General features: G+C 58.0%; 25 protein-coding genes. 3 read left to right on the forward strand and 22 right to left on the reverse strand.

The window, feature by feature from the left end; genetic code table 11:
• Positions 1 to 29 precede the first annotated feature (29 nt).
• Genes argB through AC2TAD_RS20440 form a run of 3 tightly spaced genes read left to right on the forward strand, consistent with a single transcriptional unit; the run spans position 30 to position 2095 of the window.
• Complete coding sequence (gene argB / locus AC2TAD_RS20430) at positions 30 to 893, forward strand: acetylglutamate kinase (protein ID WP_170356658.1); 864 nt, start codon at positions 30 to 32, stop codon at positions 891 to 893.
• A gap of 21 nt (positions 894 to 914) precedes the next feature.
• Positions 915 to 1601: a ferredoxin gene (locus AC2TAD_RS20435; RefSeq protein WP_480870075.1), complete on the forward strand. Its 687-nt coding sequence runs from the start codon at positions 915 to 917 to the stop codon at positions 1599 to 1601.
• Positions 1598 to 2095 carry a SixA phosphatase family protein gene (locus AC2TAD_RS20440; protein ID WP_170755590.1) on the forward strand — a complete coding sequence of 166 codons (498 nt, stop codon included), beginning with the start codon at positions 1598 to 1600 and terminating at the stop codon, positions 2093 to 2095. Before AC2TAD_RS20435 ends, AC2TAD_RS20440 begins: the two co-directional genes overlap by 4 nt.
• Before the next feature lie 46 nt (positions 2096 to 2141).
• On the opposite strand, the gene AC2TAD_RS20445 is transcribed toward AC2TAD_RS20440, so the two are convergent.
• The 22 genes from AC2TAD_RS20445 to rpmD form a co-directional block, all read right to left on the reverse strand.
• A complete protein-coding gene (locus tag AC2TAD_RS20445) occupies positions 2142 to 2933 on the reverse strand; it encodes an amino acid ABC transporter ATP-binding protein (RefSeq protein ID WP_353394379.1) in 792 nt (263 codons plus the stop codon).
• A 12-nt stretch (positions 2934 to 2945) separates the two neighbouring features.
• Positions 2946 to 4244, reverse strand: coding sequence for an amino acid ABC transporter permease (locus AC2TAD_RS20450; protein WP_353394382.1), 1299 nt, complete (start codon positions 4242 to 4244; stop codon positions 2946 to 2948).
• Between the two features lie 2 nt (positions 4245 to 4246).
• Positions 4247 to 5479, reverse strand: a complete 1233-nt coding sequence (locus tag AC2TAD_RS20455; protein ID WP_170356662.1) for an amino acid ABC transporter permease — start codon at positions 5477 to 5479, stop codon at positions 4247 to 4249.
• 126 nt (positions 5480 to 5605) lie between these two features.
• Entirely contained in the window at positions 5606 to 6622 is a 1017-nt protein-coding gene (locus AC2TAD_RS20460; protein ID WP_170356663.1) for an amino acid ABC transporter substrate-binding protein, read from the reverse strand.
• Positions 6623 to 6829: 207 nt separating this feature from the next.
• Positions 6830 to 7537: an ATP12 family chaperone protein gene (locus AC2TAD_RS20465; RefSeq protein WP_480870079.1), complete on the reverse strand. Its 708-nt coding sequence runs from the start codon at positions 7535 to 7537 to the stop codon at positions 6830 to 6832.
• Positions 7538 to 7541: 4 nt separating this feature from the next.
• Positions 7542 to 8213: an HAD-IA family hydrolase gene (locus tag AC2TAD_RS20470; protein ID WP_480870081.1), complete on the reverse strand. Its 672-nt coding sequence runs from the start codon at positions 8211 to 8213 to the stop codon at positions 7542 to 7544.
• Complete coding sequence (locus AC2TAD_RS20475) at positions 8210 to 9253, reverse strand: RluA family pseudouridine synthase (protein ID WP_480870083.1); 1044 nt, start codon at positions 9251 to 9253, stop codon at positions 8210 to 8212. Before AC2TAD_RS20475 ends, AC2TAD_RS20470 begins: the two co-directional genes overlap by 4 nt.
• Positions 9254 to 9357: 104 nt before the next feature.
• Entirely contained in the window at positions 9358 to 10164 is an 807-nt protein-coding gene (locus AC2TAD_RS20480) for a crotonase/enoyl-CoA hydratase family protein (RefSeq protein WP_480870085.1), read from the reverse strand.
• Positions 10165 to 10238: 74 nt separating this feature from the next.
• Complete coding sequence (locus AC2TAD_RS20485; RefSeq protein ID WP_480870087.1) at positions 10239 to 11549, reverse strand: replication-associated recombination protein A; 1311 nt, start codon at positions 11547 to 11549, stop codon at positions 10239 to 10241.
• Positions 11546 to 12934 (reverse strand): trypsin-like peptidase domain-containing protein, encoded by a 1389-nt coding sequence (locus AC2TAD_RS20490; RefSeq protein ID WP_480870089.1) that lies wholly within the window; start codon positions 12932 to 12934, stop codon positions 11546 to 11548. Before AC2TAD_RS20490 ends, AC2TAD_RS20485 begins: the two co-directional genes overlap by 4 nt.
• A 60-nt stretch (positions 12935 to 12994) precedes the next feature.
• A complete protein-coding gene (locus tag AC2TAD_RS20495; protein ID WP_480870091.1) occupies positions 12995 to 13618 on the reverse strand; it encodes a YitT family protein in 624 nt (207 codons plus the stop codon).
• Between the two features lie 112 nt (positions 13619 to 13730).
• On the reverse strand, positions 13731 to 14153 hold the full coding sequence (gene rplQ / locus AC2TAD_RS20500) for a 50S ribosomal protein L17 (protein ID WP_170356670.1): 423 nt from the start codon (positions 14151 to 14153) through the stop codon (positions 13731 to 13733).
• Between the two features lie 118 nt (positions 14154 to 14271).
• Positions 14272 to 15288, reverse strand: coding sequence for a DNA-directed RNA polymerase subunit alpha (locus AC2TAD_RS20505; protein WP_480497475.1), 1017 nt, complete (start codon positions 15286 to 15288; stop codon positions 14272 to 14274).
• A 114-nt stretch (positions 15289 to 15402) separates the two neighbouring features.
• On the reverse strand, positions 15403 to 15792 hold the full coding sequence (gene rpsK, locus AC2TAD_RS20510) for a 30S ribosomal protein S11 (RefSeq protein WP_008757289.1): 390 nt from the start codon (positions 15790 to 15792) through the stop codon (positions 15403 to 15405).
• Between the two features lie 15 nt (positions 15793 to 15807).
• Positions 15808 to 16176: a 30S ribosomal protein S13 gene (rpsM, locus tag AC2TAD_RS20515; RefSeq protein WP_170332212.1), complete on the reverse strand. Its 369-nt coding sequence runs from the start codon at positions 16174 to 16176 to the stop codon at positions 15808 to 15810.
• A 211-nt stretch (positions 16177 to 16387) separates the two neighbouring features.
• Complete coding sequence (locus AC2TAD_RS20520) at positions 16388 to 17035, reverse strand: adenylate kinase (RefSeq protein WP_170755581.1); 648 nt, start codon at positions 17033 to 17035, stop codon at positions 16388 to 16390.
• Positions 17032 to 18396: a preprotein translocase subunit SecY gene (gene secY / locus AC2TAD_RS20525; protein ID WP_170356673.1), complete on the reverse strand. Its 1365-nt coding sequence runs from the start codon at positions 18394 to 18396 to the stop codon at positions 17032 to 17034. Before secY ends, AC2TAD_RS20520 begins: the two co-directional genes overlap by 4 nt.
• A gap of 109 nt (positions 18397 to 18505) precedes the next feature.
• Entirely contained in the window at positions 18506 to 18979 is a 474-nt protein-coding gene (rplO, locus tag AC2TAD_RS20530) for a 50S ribosomal protein L15 (RefSeq protein WP_170356674.1), read from the reverse strand.
• Positions 18980 to 19129: 150 nt separating this feature from the next.
• Positions 19130 to 20002: a hypothetical protein gene (locus AC2TAD_RS20535; protein WP_480870094.1), complete on the reverse strand. Its 873-nt coding sequence runs from the start codon at positions 20000 to 20002 to the stop codon at positions 19130 to 19132.
• A 120-nt stretch (positions 20003 to 20122) separates the two neighbouring features.
• The gene (locus tag AC2TAD_RS20540; RefSeq protein ID WP_170356675.1) at positions 20123 to 20338 is read right to left on the reverse strand and encodes a DUF1127 domain-containing protein; all 216 of its coding nucleotides are present in this window, start codon (positions 20336 to 20338) and stop codon (positions 20123 to 20125) included.
• A gap of 227 nt (positions 20339 to 20565) precedes the next feature.
• Complete coding sequence (locus tag AC2TAD_RS20545; protein ID WP_480870096.1) at positions 20566 to 21426, reverse strand: endonuclease/exonuclease/phosphatase family protein; 861 nt, start codon at positions 21424 to 21426, stop codon at positions 20566 to 20568.
• A 200-nt stretch (positions 21427 to 21626) separates the two neighbouring features.
• Complete coding sequence (gene rpmD, locus AC2TAD_RS20550; RefSeq protein WP_074736195.1) at positions 21627 to 21815, reverse strand: 50S ribosomal protein L30; 189 nt, start codon at positions 21813 to 21815, stop codon at positions 21627 to 21629.
• Between the last annotated feature and the right edge of the window lie 3 nt (positions 21816 to 21818).

The following is a 21818-nucleotide window of genomic DNA, read 5'->3' on the forward strand; positions in this document are numbered from 1 at the left end:
TAACACGGAATGCCAGAGGGACAGCAGCCATGAAGACAAGAGATATGAACCGGGACTGGATCGCCACCGCAGCCACCTTGAATAGCGCTTTGCCGTATCTGCAGCGTTATGACGATGCCATTGTCGTCATCAAGCTGGGCGGACACGCAATGGGCAGTGACGAGGCGATGGAAAGCTTTGCCCGCGACGTCGTGCTGATGCGTCAGGTCGGTGTGAACCCGGTGGTCGTCCACGGTGGCGGCCCGATGATCAACGCAATGCTAGGCAAGTTGGACATCCAGTCCGAATTTGTAGGCGGCAAACGCGTGACCGATAAAGCCACCGTCGAAGTGGTCGAGATGGTCCTGTCTGGCCTTGTGAACAAGCGCATCGTCCAAGCGATCAACGATCAGGGCGGCTCGGCTGTGGGCCTGTCGGGCAAAGATGCCAACCTGATGGTCTGCGATCAAGCCGATCCGGCCCTTGGCTTTGTAGGCTCTCCGGCGGACATGAACCCGAAAATCCTACACGACCTGTTTTCGCATGATGTGATCCCGGTGATCGCGCCGCTGGGTGCAGGCCGGAACGGAGAGACGCTGAACGTCAATGGCGATACCGCCGCAGGTGCGATTGCCTCGGCACTGAAAGCGGATCGCCTGTTGCTGCTGACCGATGTTTCGGGCGTCAAGAACGCTGCGGGCGAAGTCGTAACCGAACTGAAGGCCGGTCAGATCCGCGAGATGACCATGGAAGGTACGATCGCAGGCGGTATGATCCCCAAGACTGAAACGGCACTGGATGCTTTGCACAGCGGCGTACGGGCGGTGGTCATTCTGGACGGTCGCGCCCCCAACGCGGTGCTCTTGGAACTGTTTACCGAACACGGCGCAGGGTCACTGATCCGCCCCGACTGAGTCCCCCACAGCGGAGAAGAGATGACGCAACACGCCCCCGCCTCAGCCTATAAAGCGGCCATCAGCTATGGCTGGGTGGGACGTGTCGCGCATCAGGCCGGGTTAATCACCATGGGCGCGACCCATCCCCGTACCAGCGGAGCCAAGGGGCTGGACGGTGGCACTCTGGTTCTGTTGGGCGCGGGGCCAGGCTTTTGGCCGGTCCTGAAAGCGGCCCCGGAATGGAACGGCCCCGATCCTGTCGACCGCTGGTCAACCCGCGTGATTGGACAAATGGCGCTTGATCTGGGGGCTGATGCGCATTTCCCTTTCGGCGGCCCACCTTATGCACCTTTCATCGACTGGGCGCTGAAATCCGGGCGAACCTTCAGCAGCCCGGTGGGCGCGCTGGTGCATGACACCGTGGGTATGATGATCTCATATCGGGGTGCGCTGCATTTCGCACAGGAGTTCGAGGTACCCGAGGCGGTAGCACCCTCGCCGTGCACCACCTGTGCCGCGCCCTGCACCTCGACCTGCCCCGTGGGCGCGTTGAACGATCAGGAATTCTATGACGTGGGCGCATGCCATGCGCACCTCTCCACAGACGAGGGCCAAACCTGCATGACGGGAGGCTGCCTTGCACGTCTGTCCTGCCCTGTCAGCGCCGGCGCCAATCGCGACCCCGAGCAGTCCGCCCATCATATGAAAGCGTTCCACCCATCATGAGCCTGACTCTGATCCTTACCCGCCACGCAAAATCCAGTTGGGGCGATACAACGCTCGAGGATCATGACCGCCCCCTGAACAAACGCGGCCGGAAATCTGCACGCGCCATTGGCAGGTGGTTGAATGAACACGGATGGACGCCGGACGAAGTAATCAGCTCTACGGCAATCCGGACGCGTGAAACATGGGATCGCATGGGGCTGCAAGCCGACAGGATTTGCTTTCACCGCGCACTATATCTAGCCGAACCCGAAGACATGCTGATTGAACTGTCGGGCGCGACGCAGCCAACGGTTATGATGCTAGGCCACAACTCGGGCATATGCGAGTTCGCCCGCCGGATCGTTCGTCGTCCCCCAGATCACCCACGTTTCTTGGATTACCCGACATGTGCGACAACCGTGATCCAGTTTAGCATCAAGGATTGGGCAGATATCGACTGGCGAAGTGGGGATGTTATGGGCTTCATCACACCGCGCGAATTGCTGGAATAGAAAAAGGCGAGGCCGAAGCCCCGCCCTTTCCTGGATTTTCGCCGGATCAGTGACCCAAAATCTGACTGAGGAACAGCTTGGTCCGTTCGCTCTGCGGGTTGTTGAAGAACTCTTCGGGTTCGTTCTGTTCCACGATCTGACCGGCATCCATAAAGATCACGCGGTTGGCGACCTGACGGGCAAACCCCATCTCGTGTGTGACGCACAGCATGGTCATGCCTTCCTCGGCCAGTTCGATCATGGTGTCGAGCACCTCTTTGATCATCTCGGGGTCCAGCGCCGATGTTGGTTCATCGAACAACATGATCCGCGGCATCATGCACAAGGACCGCGCAATCGCCACACGCTGCTGCTGACCACCAGACAATTGGCCGGGATACTTCAGCGCCTGATCCGGGATTTTCACCTTTTCCAGGAAATGCATCGCGCGTTCTTCGGCTTCTTTCTTGGGCGTCTTGCGCACCCAGATCGGGGCCAGCGTGCAGTTTTCCAGAATGGTCAGGTGCGGGAACAGGTTAAAGTGCTGGAACACCATGCCAACCTCGGACCGGATCTTGTCGATGTTTTTTAAGTCATTCGACAGCTCGGTCCCGTCCACGATAATCGTGCCCTGCTGATGTTCCTCCAGCGCGTTCAGGCAGCGGATCAGCGTGGATTTGCCCGACCCTGATGGCCCCGCGATCACGATCCGCTCGCCCTGATTGACGGTCAGATTGATGTCGCGCAGCACGTGGAATGACCCGTACCACTTGTTCATGCCGTTGATTTCGATGGCGACCTCGTCGCTCACCTGCATCTTCGAGCGGTCGATTTCGCGTTCAATTGCAAGTTCAGACATGTGTTGAACTCCTTAACGATGGTCCGTGGCAAGGCGACGCTCGAGCCACTGGGAATATTGAGAAATGCCGTAGCAGACGACGAAGAACAGAAGCGCGGCAAAGCCAAGAAGCTCCCAATAGACGCCGTTCCATTCGGTTGACGCCAGGATGGGCCCCCGGATCATGCCCACCAGATCGAACATCGAAATGACCGAAACCAGTGTGGTATCTTTAAACAGGCCTACGGCCACGTTCACGATACCAGGGATCGAGATCTTCAGAGCCTGCGGCAGGATGATCAGGCGCATCGCCTGCGGGTAATCCAAACCAAGGCTATCTGCTGCCTCGTACTGCCCACGTGGAAGCGCTGCCAGACCGCCCCGGATCACCTCGGCGATATAAGCGGCCGAGAACATGGTGATCATGATCACCACGCGCAGAAACAGGTCGACCGTACTGTCAGGCGGGAAGAAGTAGGCCAGCATCACCGAAGCCACGAACAGCAGCGTGATCAAAGGCACGCCACGGATGAATTCGATGAAGATGACACAGACCCATTTGATCAGCGGCATTGACGACTGACGACCCAGCGCCAAAGCGATCCCAAGCGGCACTGAAAGCGATACGCAGGTCAAACCCAGCATCATGTTCAGCATAAAGCCACCCAGATCACGGCTTGGAACGGCGGTGAGCATAGCACCTTCGTTGGCACCTTCCGGGATCAGAGCCCCACCGATATTCCAAACGATCAGAGCCACCACTATCGCGCCAAAGAACCCAGCGGCAAAGCTGTTACGGCCAAGTTTCTGGAAAACGACACCCGCGGCAACAAAACCAAGCAGCGCCACGATTGGAACCAGAATGCTGCCACCCCAAATCAGCCAGAATGCGATGAAGGGATACAGCGCCGTGAACACCAGAAGTTTGCGCGGCAGGTCAAAGAACAGAACCGGCGCCAGCGCCACCAGCATAAGCACAAAGGCCAGATTTGGGCGCCAATAAGCTTCTGCAGGGTATTTGAACCCATAGATCAACTGATGCCAGCGTTCGGTCAGAACTGCAAAGCACGCACCGGTTTTTCCATCCAGAATCTCGCGGCATTGAGCAAGCGAGTCCGCGTTCCACACGCCGTTCAAAATCCATGGCAACGTGTTCTTGAGAAGAACATAGATTAGCAAGATGGATAGAACTGTCAGTATCGTGTTCGTGACGCCCGAGAACAAGTTCTCGCGCAGCCATTTGACAATACCCGTCTGGTTTGCCGGCGGTGGAGAAGGAGGAATAGTTCCTTCAGCCACAAAGGCGATCGGGTTTGTTGTTTGATCAGCCATGCTCAGCGCTCCTTCAACTTGACGGATGCGTTGTAGATATTCATCACCATCGAGATCATCAGAGAGGCTGTCAGATAGAACAGCATCAGCAGCAAGACGCATTCAATCGCACGACCCGTTTGGTTCAACGTGATACCGCCCAGCGTCGCAGTGATGTCCGCGTAACCCACCGCAATCGCCAGAGACGAGTTCTTGGTGATGTTGAGATACTGCGAAATCAGCGGCGGGATGATGACCCGCAAAGCCTGAGGCAAGATGACCAGATTCATGATCCGACCCTGACGCAGACCCAACGCGGCGGCGGCCTCTGTCTGACCTTTCGATATCGCTTGGATACCCGCCCGGACGTTTTCCGCGATGAAGGCACCGGTGTAGATCGACAATGCGAACCAAAGCGCAATGAGCGGACCACCGACCTTAATTCCTCCGCTGAAGTTAAAGCCTTTCAGCGCCGGGACATCCCAAGTCAATCCCATCAAAACCATCAACAGAGCAAACGGTACCAGCCAAACTGCCAGCTTGACGACCAGGGTTTTGGGCCGTTCGCCGGTTTGCTCTTGCTTCAAAGTGGCACGTTTCTCGATTTCACGAGATCCGAACCAGGATCCGATCAGAACCACGACAACCAGCAGCCAATTCAAGACCGTCGCGCCAAACAAGCCGTTTGTAAATTCTGGGCGGGGAATATAGACGCCACGGTTGGTGAAGGCGAACAAATCAAACAGCATGCTTGAAGTCGGGTTGTCGCCTCGGAAAGCCCGCGGCCCCGGCAAAACTGCCGTCATGATGGTGAAAATGATGATGATCCAGATGAGAACCGGAATATTCCGGAATATCTCGACATACACCGCCATCAACTTGGAAACGAGCCAGTTGTTCGACAAACGCAGCACACCTGCGATTACGCCGAACACTGTGGCCGTAATACATGCCAAAAACGCAACCAAAAGGGTGTTCAGAATACCGACGACAGCCGCTCTTCCGTGCGAAGACTGGCTGTCATACTCGATCAGTCGCTGGTTGATGTCATACCCGGCCGGGTCGCCCAGGAATGTGTAGGAGATATTGAGCCCCGCGGCCCGAAGGTTCTGGATCAGGTTATTACCCAGATACCAAATACAAAGCGCAATGACGATTGCCGCAATCACCTGGAAAGTAAGTGAGCGATAGCGGGTATCGTTTATGAGCATAGACAACCGAAAGTCAGCTTTCGGTGGGTCAGTCATAGTCGACATATTATGGGATCCCCGTGCTTTTCGGACGCTTCCTTCCCGGCAGGGTTTTCCCCGCTCCCGAGCAGTCCGTAGCATTCTGTTTTGGAAAAAGGGCGCAGGTTAACCCTGCGCCCTTTTCAATGGATTTTATCGGAACGGCGGCGAGTACAGCAGGCCGCCATCGGTCCACTGTGCGTTCAGACCGCGTGCCAGACCGATTGGAGTTTCTTCGCCGATGTTCTGCGCGAAGACTTCGCCATAGTTGCCGCCCGATTTGATCGCTTTCATAGCCCAGTCGGCATCCAGACCCAGCATCTCGCCCAGAGTACCTTCGGTACCCAGCAGACGGTTCACTTCCGGGTTGTTGGTGCCAGCGGCCATCTCGTCGATGTTGGCTGAGGTCACGCCCAGCTCTTCAGCCGAGATCAGCGCGTTCAGAGTCCAGCGGACAACGTCGCCCCACTCGTGATCGCCATGACGGACCAGCGGGCCCAGCGGCTCTTTCGAGATGATTTCGGGCAGCAGGACGTGCGCCGACGGATCTTCAAATGTGGCGCGGGTTGCGGCCAGACCAGATGCGTCGGTGGTGTAAACGTCACATGCGCCAGCCAGATACTGCTGCTGCGCTTCAGCGTTGGTTTCGATCGGAACCGGCTCGTAGCTGATGTTGTTCGAGCGGAAGAAGTCCGCCAGGTTCAGCTCGGTGGTGGTGCCGGTCTGGATGCAGACGGTTGCGCCGTCCAGTTCCTTGGCCGAGCTGACGCCCAGCGCCTTGGGAACCATGAAGCCCTGACCGTCGTAGTAGTTTACGCCCACGAATTCGAACTTCAGGTCCACGTCGCGGCTGAACGTCCACGTGGTGTTACGGGCCAGCATGTCGATCTCACCCGAGGCCAGCGCAGTAAAGCGGGTTTTACCAGTTGTCGGAACAAACTCGACGGCGCTTGCATCGCCCAGAACGGCTGCTGCGACAGCACGGCAGACCGCAACGTCAAAGCCTTTCCATTCACCATTTGCATCGGGTGCAGCAAAGCCAACCAGACCGGTGGTTACACCGCAGTTCAGCTTACCGCGCGCTTTAACATCATCGACAGTCCCCGCTGTCGCTGCGCCTGCAGCCAGGCCGGCAACGGTCGCCACGCCCAAAATTACGGATTTTTTCATTTTTACCTCTTCCTGATTTTCCGCCCCTGTCCAGAGACGGTTCTGTCCGGCACCTTTGGCACCGGAAAGGTTTCCCCAAAGGTGTCTCCCCTTTAGTGGGCTTGAGTTTGGTCGCATTCATAAACAAACGTCAAGGGTCGGATCAGCGAAAACGATGGATCACCTTGCAGATGTCCGCGTCTTTGGCGGAATTTCAGGCGTCAGGGCTCAAACCGAGAGATCAAAGAACCGTTTGGCGTGTAGGAACGCGGCGCGTTTGACTTCGGACGCAGCATGCGCTTCGTCGTCATGGCCCCATTGTTCAATTTGCCAAAGTTCGTCCAGCCGCGAAATTTCCCAGATATCTTCCACCGCGCGCCAATTGGCCGAAACGGCGAACCCAAGGATCAGCGACCCGGACAGGCTGACCAGATCGTGGAAGGCTGCAAGCTGGAAGTCATTGAAATCATGGACACGCTGCCTCAAGCTCTGCAGGGTCGACGTGTCCTGAGGTCTGTGCAAGACACCAGCAACGGGCACCAAACGCGCGGCGAGTGTCTCTGCCGCCCAATCCAGCGCCGGGTCCCATTGCTCGGCTTGCCACTGCTGCAACTCTTGCGGGTGCGTCGCACGGTAACATAACAAGTCCGAATCGCCGTAATCAGCCAACATGTCTGCAACTTCGGCGTGCTGATGCTGCACCTTGTCGATGGCCGCATTGGCAGAGCGGGTGAAGGGCATGTTGGTCGGGTCGACTTCTTTTTCCTGCGCGTCCCACTCGGCGGCAATCTCCTGCGCCATGGTCTGCGTAGGCACGATCAAACCCGCCTTGGCGGGCGTTTTCACCCGGCGGCCATCCAGCTCGACGGTAAAGCCGCCTTCAGCCTCGACTACTGCGCTTTGGGTCCAGAATCGTTTGGGTTTCCAGTCGCTCATCGTCTCAGGTCCAGATTTGTTCCAGCGCATTGGGCAACTGGTCAAAGGTTTCAATGATGGTTGTCGCGGCCTCTAGCGCGGGGCGCGGGTGATAACCCCAGGTGACGCCAACGCTGGGCACGCCCGCAGCGGTGGCCATGTCCATGTCAAACCGGGTGTCGCCGATCATTACGGTATCGATTGCCTCAACCCCCGTCTCGGCCCGCGCGGTGTCAATCATCGACGGGTGCGGTTTCGAGGGGTGATGATCCGCCACCTGCCGCGTGACAAAATAACCCTGCAGCCCGTGCCCTTCGATCAACGCATCCAATCCGCGCTGAGACTTCCCGGTGGCCACGCCCAGCAGAACTTCGGGGATGGCGTGCAACGCCTCAATCACCTCGCGGGCACCGGGATAGAGCGGCGATCCCGCCATACCCTGTTCCAGCCGATGTGCGTGGTACGCCTGTTTATACCCCTCGACCAGCCGCACCTGATCCGCATCCGAATGCTGCGGCGCAAGCTGCGCCATCGCCTTGGGCAGCGACAGGCCAACAATGGACAGGATCGCCGAGCGATCCGGCACCGGCAAGGACAGCGCGTCGAAACTGGCCGTCATCGCGGCAACGATGCTGCCCTGACTGTCAACCAGAGTGCCATCCACGTCGAACAGCACCAGACGCAGCGGTGTGTTCATTGCAGTTCCTCGAACGGGTCGTCGGCGGCCAGGTCCTCGGTCCAGCCGAACGTGTCCCAGCTGTGTTTCATGTGATCCGGCAAGGGGGCTTTCACGGTAATCGTCTTGCGCGTCACCGGGTGTTCGAACGAGGCCTGCCGCGCGTGTAGGTGCAGCTTTTTGCTTATGATCCCGCCTAGCTGTGCGCCCCAGCCATCGCCAAGGTTTTCCTGACCCGAGCCACCGTATTTGCCGTCCCCGATGATCGGATGCCCAATCGCCGCCATATGCGCCCGAAGCTGGTGAGTGCGGCCGGTGATCGGCTCCATCGCAACCCAAGCCGCCCGCCCTGCCACACGGTAGAGCGTTGCATAATGCGTATGCGCCCGTTTCGCGCCGGGGGTGTCGTTGACCTCGTTCAGGTGGACGGGGATCATTTTCTCACCCTCGCCGTGCTTGCCGTGACCGGCGGCCTTGACCAGACCAGTCTTGATCTCACCCAGATAAGGGGTCGGCACACCTGCAACCAAGGCCCAGTAGATTTTGCGCGTATCGCGATGCCGGAAGGCCGCCGTCAGCCCCTTGGCGGCCTCGCGCGTGCGGGCCAGCAGCAGAACGCCGGATGTGTCCTTGTCCAGCCGATGCACAAGACGCGGATTTTCGTCATAACCAAAGCGCAGCGCCTCGGACAGGCAGTCAACGTGCCGCGTCTGTCCGCTGCCGCCCTGCACCGGCAGGCCATGCGGTTTGTTCAGCACCAGCACGTGATCGTCGCGGTAGATCACACAGGCCTGGATCATCTTGGCATCCGCATCCGAAATGCGTCGCTTGATCTCGGCCGGTTTGTGATCGGCATCGGGCAGCGGCGGCACCCGTACGACCTGTCCGACCTCAAGCCGGGTCGCAGCTTTCACCCGCCCGCCGTCCACGCGGAGCTCACCCTTGCGGCACATCTTTTCAATGCGGCCCTGGCTGACATGTGGAAACAGGCGGCGCAGCCACCGATCGACCCGCTGGTCGCCATCGCCTTCTGCCACGGTGATCATCTGTACGCCGCTCATGCCGATATCCCTTTCGCGCGCCGGATCCGCGCGGGTTGTGTGCCATTCAGTGCCATTGAAAACATGCGCGTCTGTGGCGTGACTTACCGGCAGAGTCAACCCGGTCAGATATTGGTAAAGTCACCCCCGCGCCCGGCCCCATCCCGGAACCTGCTCGCCCCGGCGGTGCCTTCGCGGCGGATCGCATCCAACCCGTTGGCCCATTCGACCTTAAGCGCTTCGCGCACCGGCATCCCCCGCGTTTCGATGATCGAGCGACGATCGGCTCGCACCGCCTCTTGCGGAAAGCGGGCGATTTCATGCGCCATGGCCTCGGCTGCGGCGCGGGCCTGACCATGCGGCACGATCTTTTCGGCCAATCCGATATTGTAGCACTCCTGCGCCTCAACCTTGCGACCGGTCAGAGCGATTTCCAAAGCTTTGCCCTGCCCGACTAGGCGCGGCAACCGGACTGAACCCCCATCCATGAGCGTGATCCCCCAGCGGCGGCAATAGACACCCAGGTATGCGGTTTCCGCCATCACGCGGATATCGCACCACAGCGCCAGCTCCATCCCGCCAGCCACAGCCGCGCCCTCAACCGCGCCTATGACGGGTTTGGACAGCTCCAGCCTTGATGGCCCCAATGGCCCGACCATCGAGGGCGCCGAGCCGATGGGAAAGGACAGACGGTCAAAATATGCCTCACGCAAATCCGGGTCAGAGAGAGTGGCTGCCAGTTTCAGATCCCATCCAGCGCAGAAATTCCCGCCCTTGCCCCAGAACACAGCCACCTTGGCCGGGCTGCCTTCAAATTCCAGAAACGCGTCGACCAGCGTCTCGGCATGGATATTGTCCACGGCATTCCGGGCCTCGGGGCGGTCGTGGATGATAGTCCAGACGTCATCGGTTTTGTCTATGGATACGGTCATGAGCTTCCTCCCTGAACTCTCATGACCCAAGCCAAGCGCGATTTTACCGCCCTGTCGCCCTTGACGCAGCGGCACTAACGATTGCGTTGGGCCCGTAGCTTGGCGAAATACTCCAGACGTTTCTTCAACTCTCGCTCGAACCCGCGCTCGACCGGCTGGTACAGGTCCGGGCGGTCCATGCCATCGGGAAAATAGTTCTGGCCCGAAAATCCATCCTCGGCGTCGTGATCATAGGCATAGCCCGCACCATAGCCCTGTTCTTTCATCAACGAAGTCGGTGCGTTCAGGATATGTTTGGGTGGAGGTTCGCTACCCGATTTTCGCGCCAGTTCGCGAGCAGCCTTGTAGCCCGCATAGGCCCCGTTCGATTTGGGTGCCAAGGCCAAATAGACCACCGCCTGCGCCAGCGCCAATTCGCCTTCGGGACTGCCAATCCGTTCATAGACTTCCCACGCATGAAGCGCCAAAGCCTGTGCCTGCGGATCGGCCAGGCTGATATCCTCGACCGCCATGATGGTCAGACGCCGCGCGATATAGCGAGGGTCTTCACCCCCTTCCAGCATTCGGGCAAACCAATACAACGCCGCATCCGGGTCTGAGCCACGCACCGATTTGTGCAGAGCCGAGATCAGGTTGTAGTGCTCGTCCCCCGACTTGTCGTATTTCGTCGCGCGCCGCATCAGGCGGGTTGCCAGCACCTCACGATCCAGCGGAGTATCGACTTTCCACGCCGCAATCTGTTCGATTAGGTTCAACAACGCCCGCCCGTCGCCATCAGCCATCTCGTGCAATGCGTCACGTGCAGGCCCGGTCAAAGGTAGCGCCTTGCCCAGCTCCTTTTCGGCGCGCTGCGTCAGACGCTCCAGATCGGCCAAATCAAGGCGTTCCAGCACCAACACTTGCGCGCGGCTCAGCACAGCGGCGTTCAACTCGAACGAGGGGTTCTCGGTTGTCGCCCCCACCAGCAGGATCGTGCCGTCCTCCATATGGGGCAGGAAGCCATCCTGCTGGGCCTTGTTGAAACGATGAATCTCATCCACGAACAGCAGCGTGCCCTGCCCGTTCTGATGGCGGATTTTCGCGGCCTCGAACACCTTTCGCAGATCGGGAACGCCGGTAAAAATCGCACTGATCTGAACGAAATGCAGATCGGTTTCCTGCGCCAAAAGCCGCGCGATGGTGGTCTTGCCCACCCCCGGCGGCCCCCAGAACACCAGACTGGATAAGCTGCCCGAGGCCAGCATCACCCCCAAAGGCGCATCAGGGCCCAACACCTGTTCCTGCCCGATCACCTCGGCCAGTGTCTGCGGGCGCAGCCGGTCGGCCAGAGGGCGATGCGCGGGCGGCGCAAGTCGGTCGCCCCCGGTGTCGAACAGATCGCTCATAGCCGGAACCGCAGCGAGACCGATCGCCCACCGCGCAGCAATTCAAACTGAACCCGGCGGCCCGGATCGGTCAGCGCGCGGGTTACGTCATCGGGATGGGCAATCGCGTTGCCGTTGATGCTGTTAAGAACGTCCCCAACGCGCAACCCCGAGCGCCCGCCATACCGCCCGGCATCCAACACAACCACGCCGGCTTCCGTCAACCGCAGGCCCATCTTGGCGATCACCGCCGGGTTGACGCGCGAGACCACCAGCCCCGGCATCACCGTCCGATCATCCAGCGTGGTTTCATCCGCCGAGGGCGTATCAGGGGCCGGGATCAGGGCAACCTCGACCTCATCCTGCGTCCCACCACGCAACAAGGTCAAAACCGACGTGCCACCGACGCCGGCAACAGACATGCGGAACTTCATCTCGGCGGGGGAATTGACTTCATCCCCGTCCACATGCGTCACCACATCGCCTACACGCAACCCGCCCTCAGCCAAGGGGCTGAGCGGGTGGAGGTTGGAAATCACCACGCCCTGTGGGATCGCCATACCCAGAGATTCCGCGATATCTGCGCTCATGTGTTGACCCGAGATCCCAGCCCAAGGGCCGACGAACTGGTCATTACCTGCCTGCGCCTGCCGCAGGAATTCGGCCACCAGATTGGCCGGGATCGCAAAGCCGATGCCGTTCGATCCGCCCGAACGCGTCAGGATCGAGGTATTGATCCCGATCAGATCACCATTCACATCAATCAGCGCCCCACCTGAATTGCCCGGATTGATCGCCGCATCGGTCTGAATGAAATAGCCCCGCGCATTGCCCGTGGCCGTGCCCGTCCGCGCCAGACCCGAGATGATGCCCGAAGACACCGTCTGCCCCACACCAAACGGGTTGCCGATGGCGAGCGCAAGCTCACCCACCTCAACCTGATCTGAATCGCGCAGCGGCAAGTAAGGCAGCCGCTCAGCGTCCTCCAACCGCAAAATGGCGATGTCGCTTTCCTTATCGCCCAGCACCACCTGCGCCGAGAACTCGCGCCGGTCGGTGGTGACAACACGGATTTCTGTCGCCGTGCCGACCACGTGGTAATTTGACACCACATAGCCGTCGTCAGACAGGATCACCCCCGAACCCAACGAGTTCTGTACCCGCTGTCGCGGCTCGTTAAACCCGCCGCCAAAAAAATCCTGAAAGAACGGGTCCGAGAAAAACGGGTTCGCCCGCCCCTGCCGCACGATCTTGGCATAGATATTGACCACCGCAGGCGCGGCCTGTTTGACCACCGGCGCAAAGCCTAAGCTGATCTCGGCCTGCGATTGCGGCACTTTGGTTTGAGCATGGGCGGGGGCTTGCAACAGGGCAAACGGCAGACAAAGCAAAAGCGCGCGGAGCATGTGACCCTCATGGATGTTTACGGATTGATATGTCCGCAACACCGACCGTTTGCAAGATCGCTATGAGTTTGCAGACCGACCATAACCGGGACGCCCGGTGCCGCTCTGGGCCACGTCGAAGTTCCATACGATTGCCATATTGGTGATCACAGCCCCAAGGAAGGAATACAGCAGTTGCGACGGGCTAAGCACAAAGGCCGAGGCCAAAAATACCATGACATCGACCGAAAGTTGGAACCACCCAGCCTTCAGGCCGGTCTTATGTTCCAGAATGATCCCCAGAATAGTCATCCCGCCCGCCGAGGCATTGTGGCGGAAGATAGCAATCAATCCCATGCCGCTACACGCACCCCCAAGAACAGCGGCGATCAGCGGGTCAAGCCGTTCGAAGATGACTATTTTTCCCAACAGTTGTGAAAGCGTCGAAATCCCGATCACCACGACAATCGTCCGAATAGCAAAAACTGGGCCGCGTTTTACCCAAGCCAGTATCAGAAACGGGATACCGATCAAGAAGAACAAAGGGCCAAATCCAATCGGCAAAACATAGGAAAGCAAAAGCGCAAGACCCGCAGTTTGCCCTGTCACCAAACCAGCCGCTTTAAAAAAAACGACGCTAAGGCTTGTCATGACGATACCAAAGGCAAGGCCCTGAACATCAAATACGGACATGCGAACGGACACGAAAAGCTCCGGTTTTAGCGCAGGAAGCAAACCAGCTAGGTTTATCGCGCAATTAAAAAGAAAAACCCCCGCGTCTGGGACGCAGGGGCCAAAGTCAGAAAGCGAAGCTTTCTTATTCTTCGTCTGCGGCCTCTTCGGCGGCAACGCGAGCCTTGTCGGCTGCACCTTTGGCGTCGACGTCGCGATCCACGAATTCGATGATCGCCATCGGAGCCATGTCACCATAGCGGAAACCGGCTTTCAGGATGCGGACATAACCGCCCGGACGCTCGGCATAGCGGGGTCCCAGAACTTCGAACAGCTTGGCGACATCTTTGTCTTCTTTCAGCTGAGCTGCGGCCTGACGGCGCGCGTGCAGGTCGCCGCGCTTGCCCAGAGTGACCAGCTTTTCGATGATCGGGCGCAGTTCTTTTGCCTTGGGCAGAGTTGTTTTGATTTGCTCATGCTCGATGAGCGAGCCAGCCATGTTTGCAAACAGAGCCTTGCGGTGCTCATGAGTACGGTTCAGGCGGCGGTAACCACGTGCGTGACGCATTGTTCAATTCCTATCTTGCGTTTTTGCTTTGTCTGGCCGGCGATGCGTGTCACCGGCTCTCCTTGGGGCATCATCGCCCATACAGTCCCCGGCAGCCCGGGCATTGGGGAAGACGCGCTTAGAACGCGTCTTCGAATTTCTTCGCCAGATCTTCGATATTGTCGGGCGGCCAGTCCTCTACATCCATGCCGAGGTGCAGACCCATGCCCGACAGCACTTCTTTGATCTCGTTCAGCGATTTGCGGCCGAAGTTCGGGGTGCGCAGCATCTCGGCTTCGGTCTTCTGGATCAGATCGCCGATGTAAACGATGTTGTCGTTCTTCAGGCAGTTTGCCGAACGGACCGACAGTTCCAACTCGTCCACTTTCTTCAGCAGCAGCGGGTTGAACTCCAGACCATCGTCCTCGTCCTGGCGGCCAGCCGATTCCGGCTCGTCGAAGTTGACGAAGATCGACAATTGATCCTGCAGGATACGAGCCGCATAGGCCAGCGCGTCCTCGGGTGTGATTGAACCGTCGGTTTCGATCTTCAGGGTCAGCTTGTCATAGTCCAGAACCTGACCTTCACGGGTCGGCTGAACGTCATAGGCAACCTTCTTGACCGGCGAATAGATCGCGTCGATCGGGATCAGGCCGATGGGTGCATCTTCGGGCTTGTTCTTCTCAGCCGAGACGTAACCCTTACCGGTGTTGACCGTCAGTTCCATGAACAGGTCGGCGCCATCATCCAGGTGACAGATGACGTGATCGCGGTTCAGAACCTCGATACCGGCGCTTTCACTGATGTCACCTGCGGTGACAACGGCAGGGCCTTTGGCATTGATCGACAGGCGCTTAGGGCCTTCGACTTCCATGCGCAGCGACACGCCTTTAAGGTTCAGGATGATGTCGGTGACGTCTTCGCGGACACCTGCGACCGACGAAAACTCATGCAGAACGTTGTCGATCTGGACGCTGGTGATGGCCGCACCTTGCAGCGAGCTCATCAGAACGCGGCGCAGCGCGTTACCCAGAGTCAAACCAAAGCCACGCTCCAGCGGCTCAGCAACCAGCGTTGCCTGACGCGCAGGATCGTTTCCCGGCTTGGCGTCCAGCTGGGTTGGCTTGATCAATTCTGCCCAATTCTTGTGGATCATGTAATCCCTCCATTCCTGTCCGCGCCCCATGACCAACAAGGTGCAGACGCCCGAGGTTCAAAATGACGTGCTGGGGCCGTGCAAAAACACAGCCCCAGCTCAATTCAAAATCGCTTAGACGCGGCGACGTTTCGGCGGGCGGCAGCCATTGTGAGCAATCGGCGTCACGTCGCGGATCGACGTGATGTTGAAGCCCACAGCAGCCAGCGCGCGCAGAGCCGATTCACGACCCGAACCGGGGCCCTGAACTTCGACTTCCAGCGTCTTGACGCCATGTTCCTGCGCCTTTTTGCCTGCATCTTCTGCAGCCATCTGAGCGGCGTAGGGTGTCGATTTCCGCGACCCTTTGAAGCCCATGGTACCGGCAGACGACCACGAGATGGCGTTGCCTTGTACGTCCGAGATCAGGATCTTGGTGTTGTTGAAGGTCGAGTTCACATGGGCGACGCCCGATGCGATGTTCTTACGCTCTTTGCGCTTAACGCGAGTCTTATCACGTGCCATCAGTCAGACCCTCCCTTATTTCTTCTTACCAGCAATGGCCTTTGCCGGGCCTTTGCGAGTACGAGCGTTGGTGTGGGTGCGCTGACCGCGAACCGGCAGGTTGCGGCGGTGACGCAGACCGCGATAGCAGCCCAGGTCCATCAGGCGCTTGACATTCATCTGAACTTCGCGGCGCAGGTCGCCTTCGACGGTGAAGTTTTCGTCGATATACTCGCGAATTTTCAGAACTTCGGCGTCGGACAGTTCGTTGACGCGACGGGTCGCTTCAATGCCCACGGCTTCGCAGATCGCTTTGGCCGAGGTGTTGCCGATTCCGGTGATATATGTGAGGGCGATAGGTACCCGCTTTGCAGTCGGGATGTTTACGCCGGCAATACGTGCCACGTGTCACTTTCCTTTTCGTTGCGGTTCCGTAACTCCAGAACCTTTTTTCACAACGCTTTACCGTGGCAGTGTCGCCAGAGGGTTCAGCATTATTCGAGGTGGTCGGGGCGGTTGGGACGAATCCCGCACGCGGTCTTGATTCCCCTTGGGGATGGGGGTCGATATGGGCTTTTGGCGGTGCCGTCAAGCCCATATTCAAATGCGGGTCAGGTCAGGCGTCCAATGCGGCTGCAATCGCGCCCTGAACCTCGTCAATCTCGCCCAGACCATCGACCCAGGACAGGTTGCCCTTGGCGTGGTAATAGCCGATCAGCATCGAGGTTTTCTTGTAATACTCCATCAGACGGGTCTTGAGGCTTTCCTCATTATCGTCCGCGCGGCGCTTGAAGTCACCTTCCTTGCCGCAGTTCGAACACTTTCCATCCGCCGGGATCGGTTTGGTTATGTCGTTATAGACTTCACCGCAACCGCCGCAGGTTGATCGAGCCGTGATACGCGCGACCAGCGCGTCATCGTTCACTTCCATCGCGATGACCGCGTCCAACGTCTCGCCGGTGCTGTCCAGCAGCTCACCCAGCGCATCGGCTTGGGCCAGAGTGCGCGGGAAACCGTCAAAGATGAACCCGCCTTCAGCGCCTTGTTCCAACTTTTCGCGGATCAGGCCGATCACGATCTCATCGGTCACAAGCTGGCCCTTAGCCATCACCTCGGCCACGCGGTTGCCCATTTCGGTGCCGCTGTCCTTGGCCTCGCGCAGCATGTCGCCAGTGCTCAGCTGGACCATGCCGCGGGTTTCAACCAGGTGACGCGCTTGCGTTCCTTTACCTGCCCCCGGGGGGCCGAGAAGAATGATGTTCATCGACGAGCGGGTCCCTTCCTGCCGCGTTTCTTACCTTTGCCACGCAGTTGGGACTTTTCAATAAGCCCTTCGTATTGATGCGCCAGCAGGTGGCTCTGGACTTGTTGGATCGTGTCCATTGTCACAGAGACGATAATCAGAACCGAGGTACCGCCGAAATAGAACGGGATGGCAAACTGGCCCCGAAGAATTTCAGGCAACAGACAGACCGCCGCCAGATAGGCCGAACCCAGAACCAGCACGCGGTTGACCACGTATTCCAGATACTCGGCGGTTTTCTTGCCTGGTCGAATACCCGGCACAAAACCGTTCTGCTTTTTCAGATTGTCCGCCACATCGTCCGGTTTGAACGACACGTTGAACGTGTAGAAATAGGCAAAGAACACGATCATCGAGGCGAAGAACAGCAGGTACAGCGGTTGACCGGGGCCAAAGTTGGCCAGCAGCCACGACATCACCGGCCCGTTGGTTGCGCCCGACGAGAAGGTCGAAATCGTCACCGGCAGCAGCAGCAGCGAGCTTGCAAAGATCGCCGGGATCACGCCCGCAGGGTTCACTTTGACCGGCAGGTGGCTCGAGCCGCCCTCATAGATCTTCATACCGGCCTGACGGCGTGGGTATTGGATATGGATCTTGCGCAAAGCGCGTTCCATGAAGACCACAAAGGTAATCACGGCAATCACCATCACGATCACACCGATGATCACAGCAGGGCTGATCGCGCCCGAGCGGCCCGAAGCAAAGAACTGTGCCAGAGCAGCCGGAACTTCGGCAATGATGCCCACGAAAATGATCAGAGAGATACCGTTGCCGATGCCGCGTGCGGTGATCTGCTCACCCAGCCACATCAGGAACATTGTGCCACCAACCAAAGTGATCATGGTCGACAGGCGGAAGAACAGGCCCGGATCGGTCGCCAGATCGCCCGATTCCAGCGACACCGCCAGACCATAAGCCTGAACGGTGGCCAGCGCCACGGTGCCGAAACGAGTATATTGGTTGATTTTCTTGCGTCCCTGCTCGCCCTCTTTCTTGAGCTGTTCGAGCGCGGGAACCATAGATGTCAGCAGCTGCACGATGATCGAAGCTGAAATGTAGGGCATGATGCCGAGGGCAAAGATACCCATGCGCCCCAGCGCCCCGCCGGTAAACATCGAAACCATGCCGCCGATGCCCTGCCCCGCTTGCTCCATGAACTCGCGCAGTGCTTGGCCGTCGATGCCTGGAACCGGAATGAAGGTGCCCAGACGGTAGACGATCAGCAATGCAAGCGTGAACAGGATGCGGTTGCGCAGATCGGTGGCTTTCCCAAGGGCAGACCAGCTTGTGTTGGCTGCCATTTGTTCTGCTGCTGATACCATAAATCGGTCTCTCTTATGAAAACACCGCCCGGAACCGTTTTCCGGCTCGGGCGGCGTCTTGGAAAACTCTGATGTCTATGTAAGCGGGTCTTTGCCCGCTCACAAGCGCTTACTCTGCCGCAGCGGCTTTTGTGACCGTCAGTGATCCGCCCGCTTTCTCGACTGCCGCAACGGCAGATTTCGAAGCACCGGTTACTTCCAGGTTCACTTTGGCGCTGATTTCGCCTTTGGCCAGTACGCGGATGCCGTCCAGCTTGCGACGAACCAGACCGGATGCGACCAACGCATCCTCGGTGATCGCAGCCGATGCGTCCAGCTTGCCGGCGTCAACGAATTTCTGGATCAGGCCCAGGTTGATAACGGCGAATTCCTTACGGTTCGGCTTGTTGAAGCCACGCTTGGGCAGACGCTGATACAAAGGCATCTGGCCGCCTTCGTAGCCGTTGATGGCCACACCCGAGCGGGATTTCTGGCCTTTGATACCACGGCCACCCATTTTACCTTTGCCGGAACCCGGACCACGGCCAACGCGGGTCCGTTTCGGTGCGGCGCCGGGATTGTCGCGCAATTCATTCAGTTTCATTTCGCTTCTCCTTAGCCGGATGTGACCCCCGAAGCGTGATGGGCCAAACGCGGCGTTTCTTGGTTTTGATTCTCATGGCCACAAGGCCACCGCAGCCCGATACAGCGTTGCGCCGATCTATGCAAGTTTGTTGTCAGGGCAACCCGTATTTCACGTGTCTAAAATGGGCGCTGCCGCCGGGTCGATACCGTGTTTTTCAACCAACTGCCCGACTAAACTGTTCGGATCAGGGACTCCTCCGAAACGGTTGCGCAAAATCGACCTCATCCGCCTGCCGTAAAAATGGATCGATACCGTATCGTCCTTGAGATAGGGCGACAGATCAACATCTGGTCGGGCAAGAGCCCGCCTCCGGGTAAAATTGACCGGGTAAAAGACATGCTCTGGCAGTGCGTAACGGATTTCTCCGGAGGTGTGCAGCGCCCATAAAACAGCACCCGGCCCCCAAGCGCCCCAATATTCCTCGGGTACATTTATTGGAGAGCCACTGTCCAGTGCGGCCTGCAACGTTTGTCTGTGTCGTTTTGGCAACCAGGGCGGGATGCGAAACGGATCCTGCGTGAATTCGTTCAGCAACGCCAGCGCCTCGCTGTCTGGCGGTAATTTGAGGACGCCAATTCCCATCGTTCCTTCAAGATACGCGTAGTAATGCCCGGTCTCTGTTTCGAAGGGTTTGATGCAATACGCATCCGTGTCAGCCCAAATCAGGTCCGGTTCCTGCGCCAGCATTCTGTAGCGAAATTTGTCAGCATGAGGTGCAGGACTGCCGGTTCGACCATGGGTAACGAATTCGCTATCCTGCAAAACTTCTCGCGCATCACGTTGCTCGACCCCGTCAGGGACATTTGAAACTGTCCCGTAGGTGTAAAGACGGACGGGTTGCCCAACATCCAAGAAAGACTTGATGCAGAGCTGCTCGAGGTAGCTTAGCGGGCCATCGACCCACAGCATGCCAATCTGGAATTCTGTCACCCTGTCCAGCCCTTCATTCGTCCCTAATTCGCAACGTGTTTGGCGGATCATTGCTCGGGCTGCAACGCAGGAAGTCCGATTTCAACGCCATCGTGTCAAACTAATCACCCAAACGCAAAGAGGCGCCTGCCGGCGCCTCCTGATCAAAGCCTTCGCGTGTTCGCGTTTTGGTTAGGAGCAATACGCGTGTTCGCGTGCGATATCCTTGATGTCACAACGACGCACACCAATGTCGTTCAATTCACGGTCGCTCAGACCCTGAAGCTCGGAATAGGTGCGGTTGTACTCGGCGCGCAGGGCATATGCCTCTTTAACGCGGGCGACGAGCGTTGCGATGCGGGCGCTCAGGCCAAAGCCCTCGCGAGTAAATGTTGCTGTGTTAGCCATGGTTCGATTCCTTTCTGAGCCCAAGGCGAATTCCTCGGGATACTGTTTGCGTTCCTGTTTGGGACAGCGTTCAGATAAGGAGGACGGGTATCGCTAACAACGGATGTTTCGGTCTATCCGGTATGCGTTGGCGGAATGGCCGTATAGCTTTTTTCCCAATTTCGCGGTGATAGTCGGTCCCGTGTCTGACAATCCTGTCCTGCAATAAATCTCGTTCAAAGAAACATCTACGGCACCCAAAGCCTGATGTTCGCCAATACTCCGGCGTGGTCAGAACCGAATAAAGGCCGTATTTCCTGAGACCCGCCTCCCGGTGCCAAAACAAAATCAAGCGGCAGCGGTACATGTCGAAGTTTAAATGTGGGTCGAACTGGCCCGGCAAGCCGTGTGTTCGTTAGCGATGCTATCCGTCCAACACGTCCAGACCATGGCATGGAGTTGAAATCACCAGCAATGACGAGAGCGCCATCGAGATCGGTCAGAACTCTTTCGGCATCTATTTCGTTATTGAGGCTGTCATGGGGCCAGGGCCAAGGGATATGAACAGACACTAACCAGACCTTTGAATTCTCGATAACAACTGGCACGGCTGCAATAGCACGTGAGTTCGGGCAAATAGGCTCGCCTTGGATCGGATGACGTGACGCCAACGCGATCCCACTCCAACTCGAAAACCTGCAAAAGTGTTGATACGGGTAACTTTTTTCCAGCAGACTTAGAACTTCTATATTTCTATCAGAAACCTCCTGCAGCATTACAGCGTCTGCACCCGTTGCTTCAATATCGTCCACCAAAACCGGAATTTCGGTATTAGCGAACCACAGATTTTTCGCGTAAACCTTTAGGTCACCGCCCGGCTGTTGAGGTAAAAGAAGCCTTACCGCCGTAAAGAACGCTGCGGCAACAACGAACGCGAAGGCCACCTTAAGCCAAAATGGCCTTGCAGCGAACATACCGGCAATACAAAAAAGGCCGAAAAACGGCCGTCCTATCGAAATTGTGTCGGGAACTCTGTGAAACTGGCCAAGAAACCCGACTATCACGAGAGTGCCCGCCACACAGCTCAATCCAATCAAAACACCGCGCATCACTTTGATACTTAACCCCGAATGCCTATCCTTAAGGCACTCACAATAGTTGCATTAACGGCAGTTAAAGGTCTGAAGTATCGGAGATTTTCAGGTTTTATGGTGCAGAGGGTCCGGGTACAAAGCAAACAATCATTAAAACAAAGAAAACGCCCTCGACACTGTCGAGGGCGTTTCAAGAACTTCTGAAAGAGTCGCGCTTAGCCGCGCTCTTCGATGATCTCAACCAGATGCGGGATCTTGTTGACCATGCCGCGGACCGAAGGGGTATCTTCCAGTTCACGGGTGCGGTGCATCTTGTTCAGGCCCAGACCGATCAGGGTTGCGCGCTGTTCGGCGGGGCGGCGGATCGGGGAACCGATCTGCTTGACGACGATGGTTTTTGCCATGGT

Source organism: Ruegeria sp. HKCCD7628 (genome assembly GCF_057221005.1).

Coding starts and splice junctions, on each gene's coding strand:
- argB (WP_170356658.1), top strand. CDS start 30: ATGAAGACAAGAGATATGAACCGGGACTGGATCGCCACCGCAGCCACC.
- AC2TAD_RS20435 (WP_480870075.1), top strand. CDS start 915: ATGACGCAACACGCCCCCGCCTCAGCCTATAAAGCGGCCATCAGCTAT.
- AC2TAD_RS20440 (WP_170755590.1), top strand. CDS start 1,598: ATGAGCCTGACTCTGATCCTTACCCGCCACGCAAAATCCAGTTGGGGC.
- AC2TAD_RS20445 (WP_353394379.1), bottom strand. CDS start 2,933: ATGTCTGAACTTGCAATTGAACGCGAAATCGACCGCTCGAAGATGCAG.
- AC2TAD_RS20450 (WP_353394382.1), bottom strand. CDS start 4,244: ATGGCTGATCAAACAACAAACCCGATCGCCTTTGTGGCTGAAGGAACT.
- AC2TAD_RS20455 (WP_170356662.1), bottom strand. CDS start 5,479: ATGTCGACTATGACTGACCCACCGAAAGCTGACTTTCGGTTGTCTATG.
- AC2TAD_RS20460 (WP_170356663.1), bottom strand. CDS start 6,622: ATGAAAAAATCCGTAATTTTGGGCGTGGCGACCGTTGCCGGCCTGGCT.
- AC2TAD_RS20465 (WP_480870079.1), bottom strand. CDS start 7,537: ATGAGCGACTGGAAACCCAAACGATTCTGGACCCAAAGCGCAGTAGTC.
- AC2TAD_RS20470 (WP_480870081.1), bottom strand. CDS start 8,213: ATGAACACACCGCTGCGTCTGGTGCTGTTCGACGTGGATGGCACTCTG.
- AC2TAD_RS20475 (WP_480870083.1), bottom strand. CDS start 9,253: ATGAGCGGCGTACAGATGATCACCGTGGCAGAAGGCGATGGCGACCAG.
- AC2TAD_RS20480 (WP_480870085.1), bottom strand. CDS start 10,164: ATGACCGTATCCATAGACAAAACCGATGACGTCTGGACTATCATCCAC.
- AC2TAD_RS20485 (WP_480870087.1), bottom strand. CDS start 11,549: ATGAGCGATCTGTTCGACACCGGGGGCGACCGACTTGCGCCGCCCGCG.
- AC2TAD_RS20490 (WP_480870089.1), bottom strand. CDS start 12,934: ATGCTCCGCGCGCTTTTGCTTTGTCTGCCGTTTGCCCTGTTGCAAGCC.
- rplQ (WP_170356670.1), bottom strand. CDS start 14,153: ATGCGTCACGCACGTGGTTACCGCCGCCTGAACCGTACTCATGAGCAC.
- AC2TAD_RS20505 (WP_480497475.1), bottom strand. CDS start 15,288: ATGATCCACAAGAATTGGGCAGAATTGATCAAGCCAACCCAGCTGGAC.
- rpsK (WP_008757289.1), bottom strand. CDS start 15,792: ATGGCACGTGATAAGACTCGCGTTAAGCGCAAAGAGCGTAAGAACATC.
- AC2TAD_RS20520 (WP_170755581.1), bottom strand. CDS start 17,035: ATGAACATCATTCTTCTCGGCCCCCCGGGGGCAGGTAAAGGAACGCAA.
- secY (WP_170356673.1), bottom strand. CDS start 18,396: ATGGTATCAGCAGCAGAACAAATGGCAGCCAACACAAGCTGGTCTGCC.
- rplO (WP_170356674.1), bottom strand. CDS start 18,979: ATGAAACTGAATGAATTGCGCGACAATCCCGGCGCCGCACCGAAACGG.
- AC2TAD_RS20535 (WP_480870094.1), bottom strand. CDS start 20,002: ATGATCCGCCAAACACGTTGCGAATTAGGGACGAATGAAGGGCTGGAC.
- AC2TAD_RS20540 (WP_170356675.1), bottom strand. CDS start 20,338: ATGGCTAACACAGCAACATTTACTCGCGAGGGCTTTGGCCTGAGCGCC.
- AC2TAD_RS20545 (WP_480870096.1), bottom strand. CDS start 21,426: ATGCGCGGTGTTTTGATTGGATTGAGCTGTGTGGCGGGCACTCTCGTG.
- rpmD (WP_074736195.1), bottom strand. CDS start 21,815: ATGGCAAAAACCATCGTCGTCAAGCAGATCGGTTCCCCGATCCGCCGC.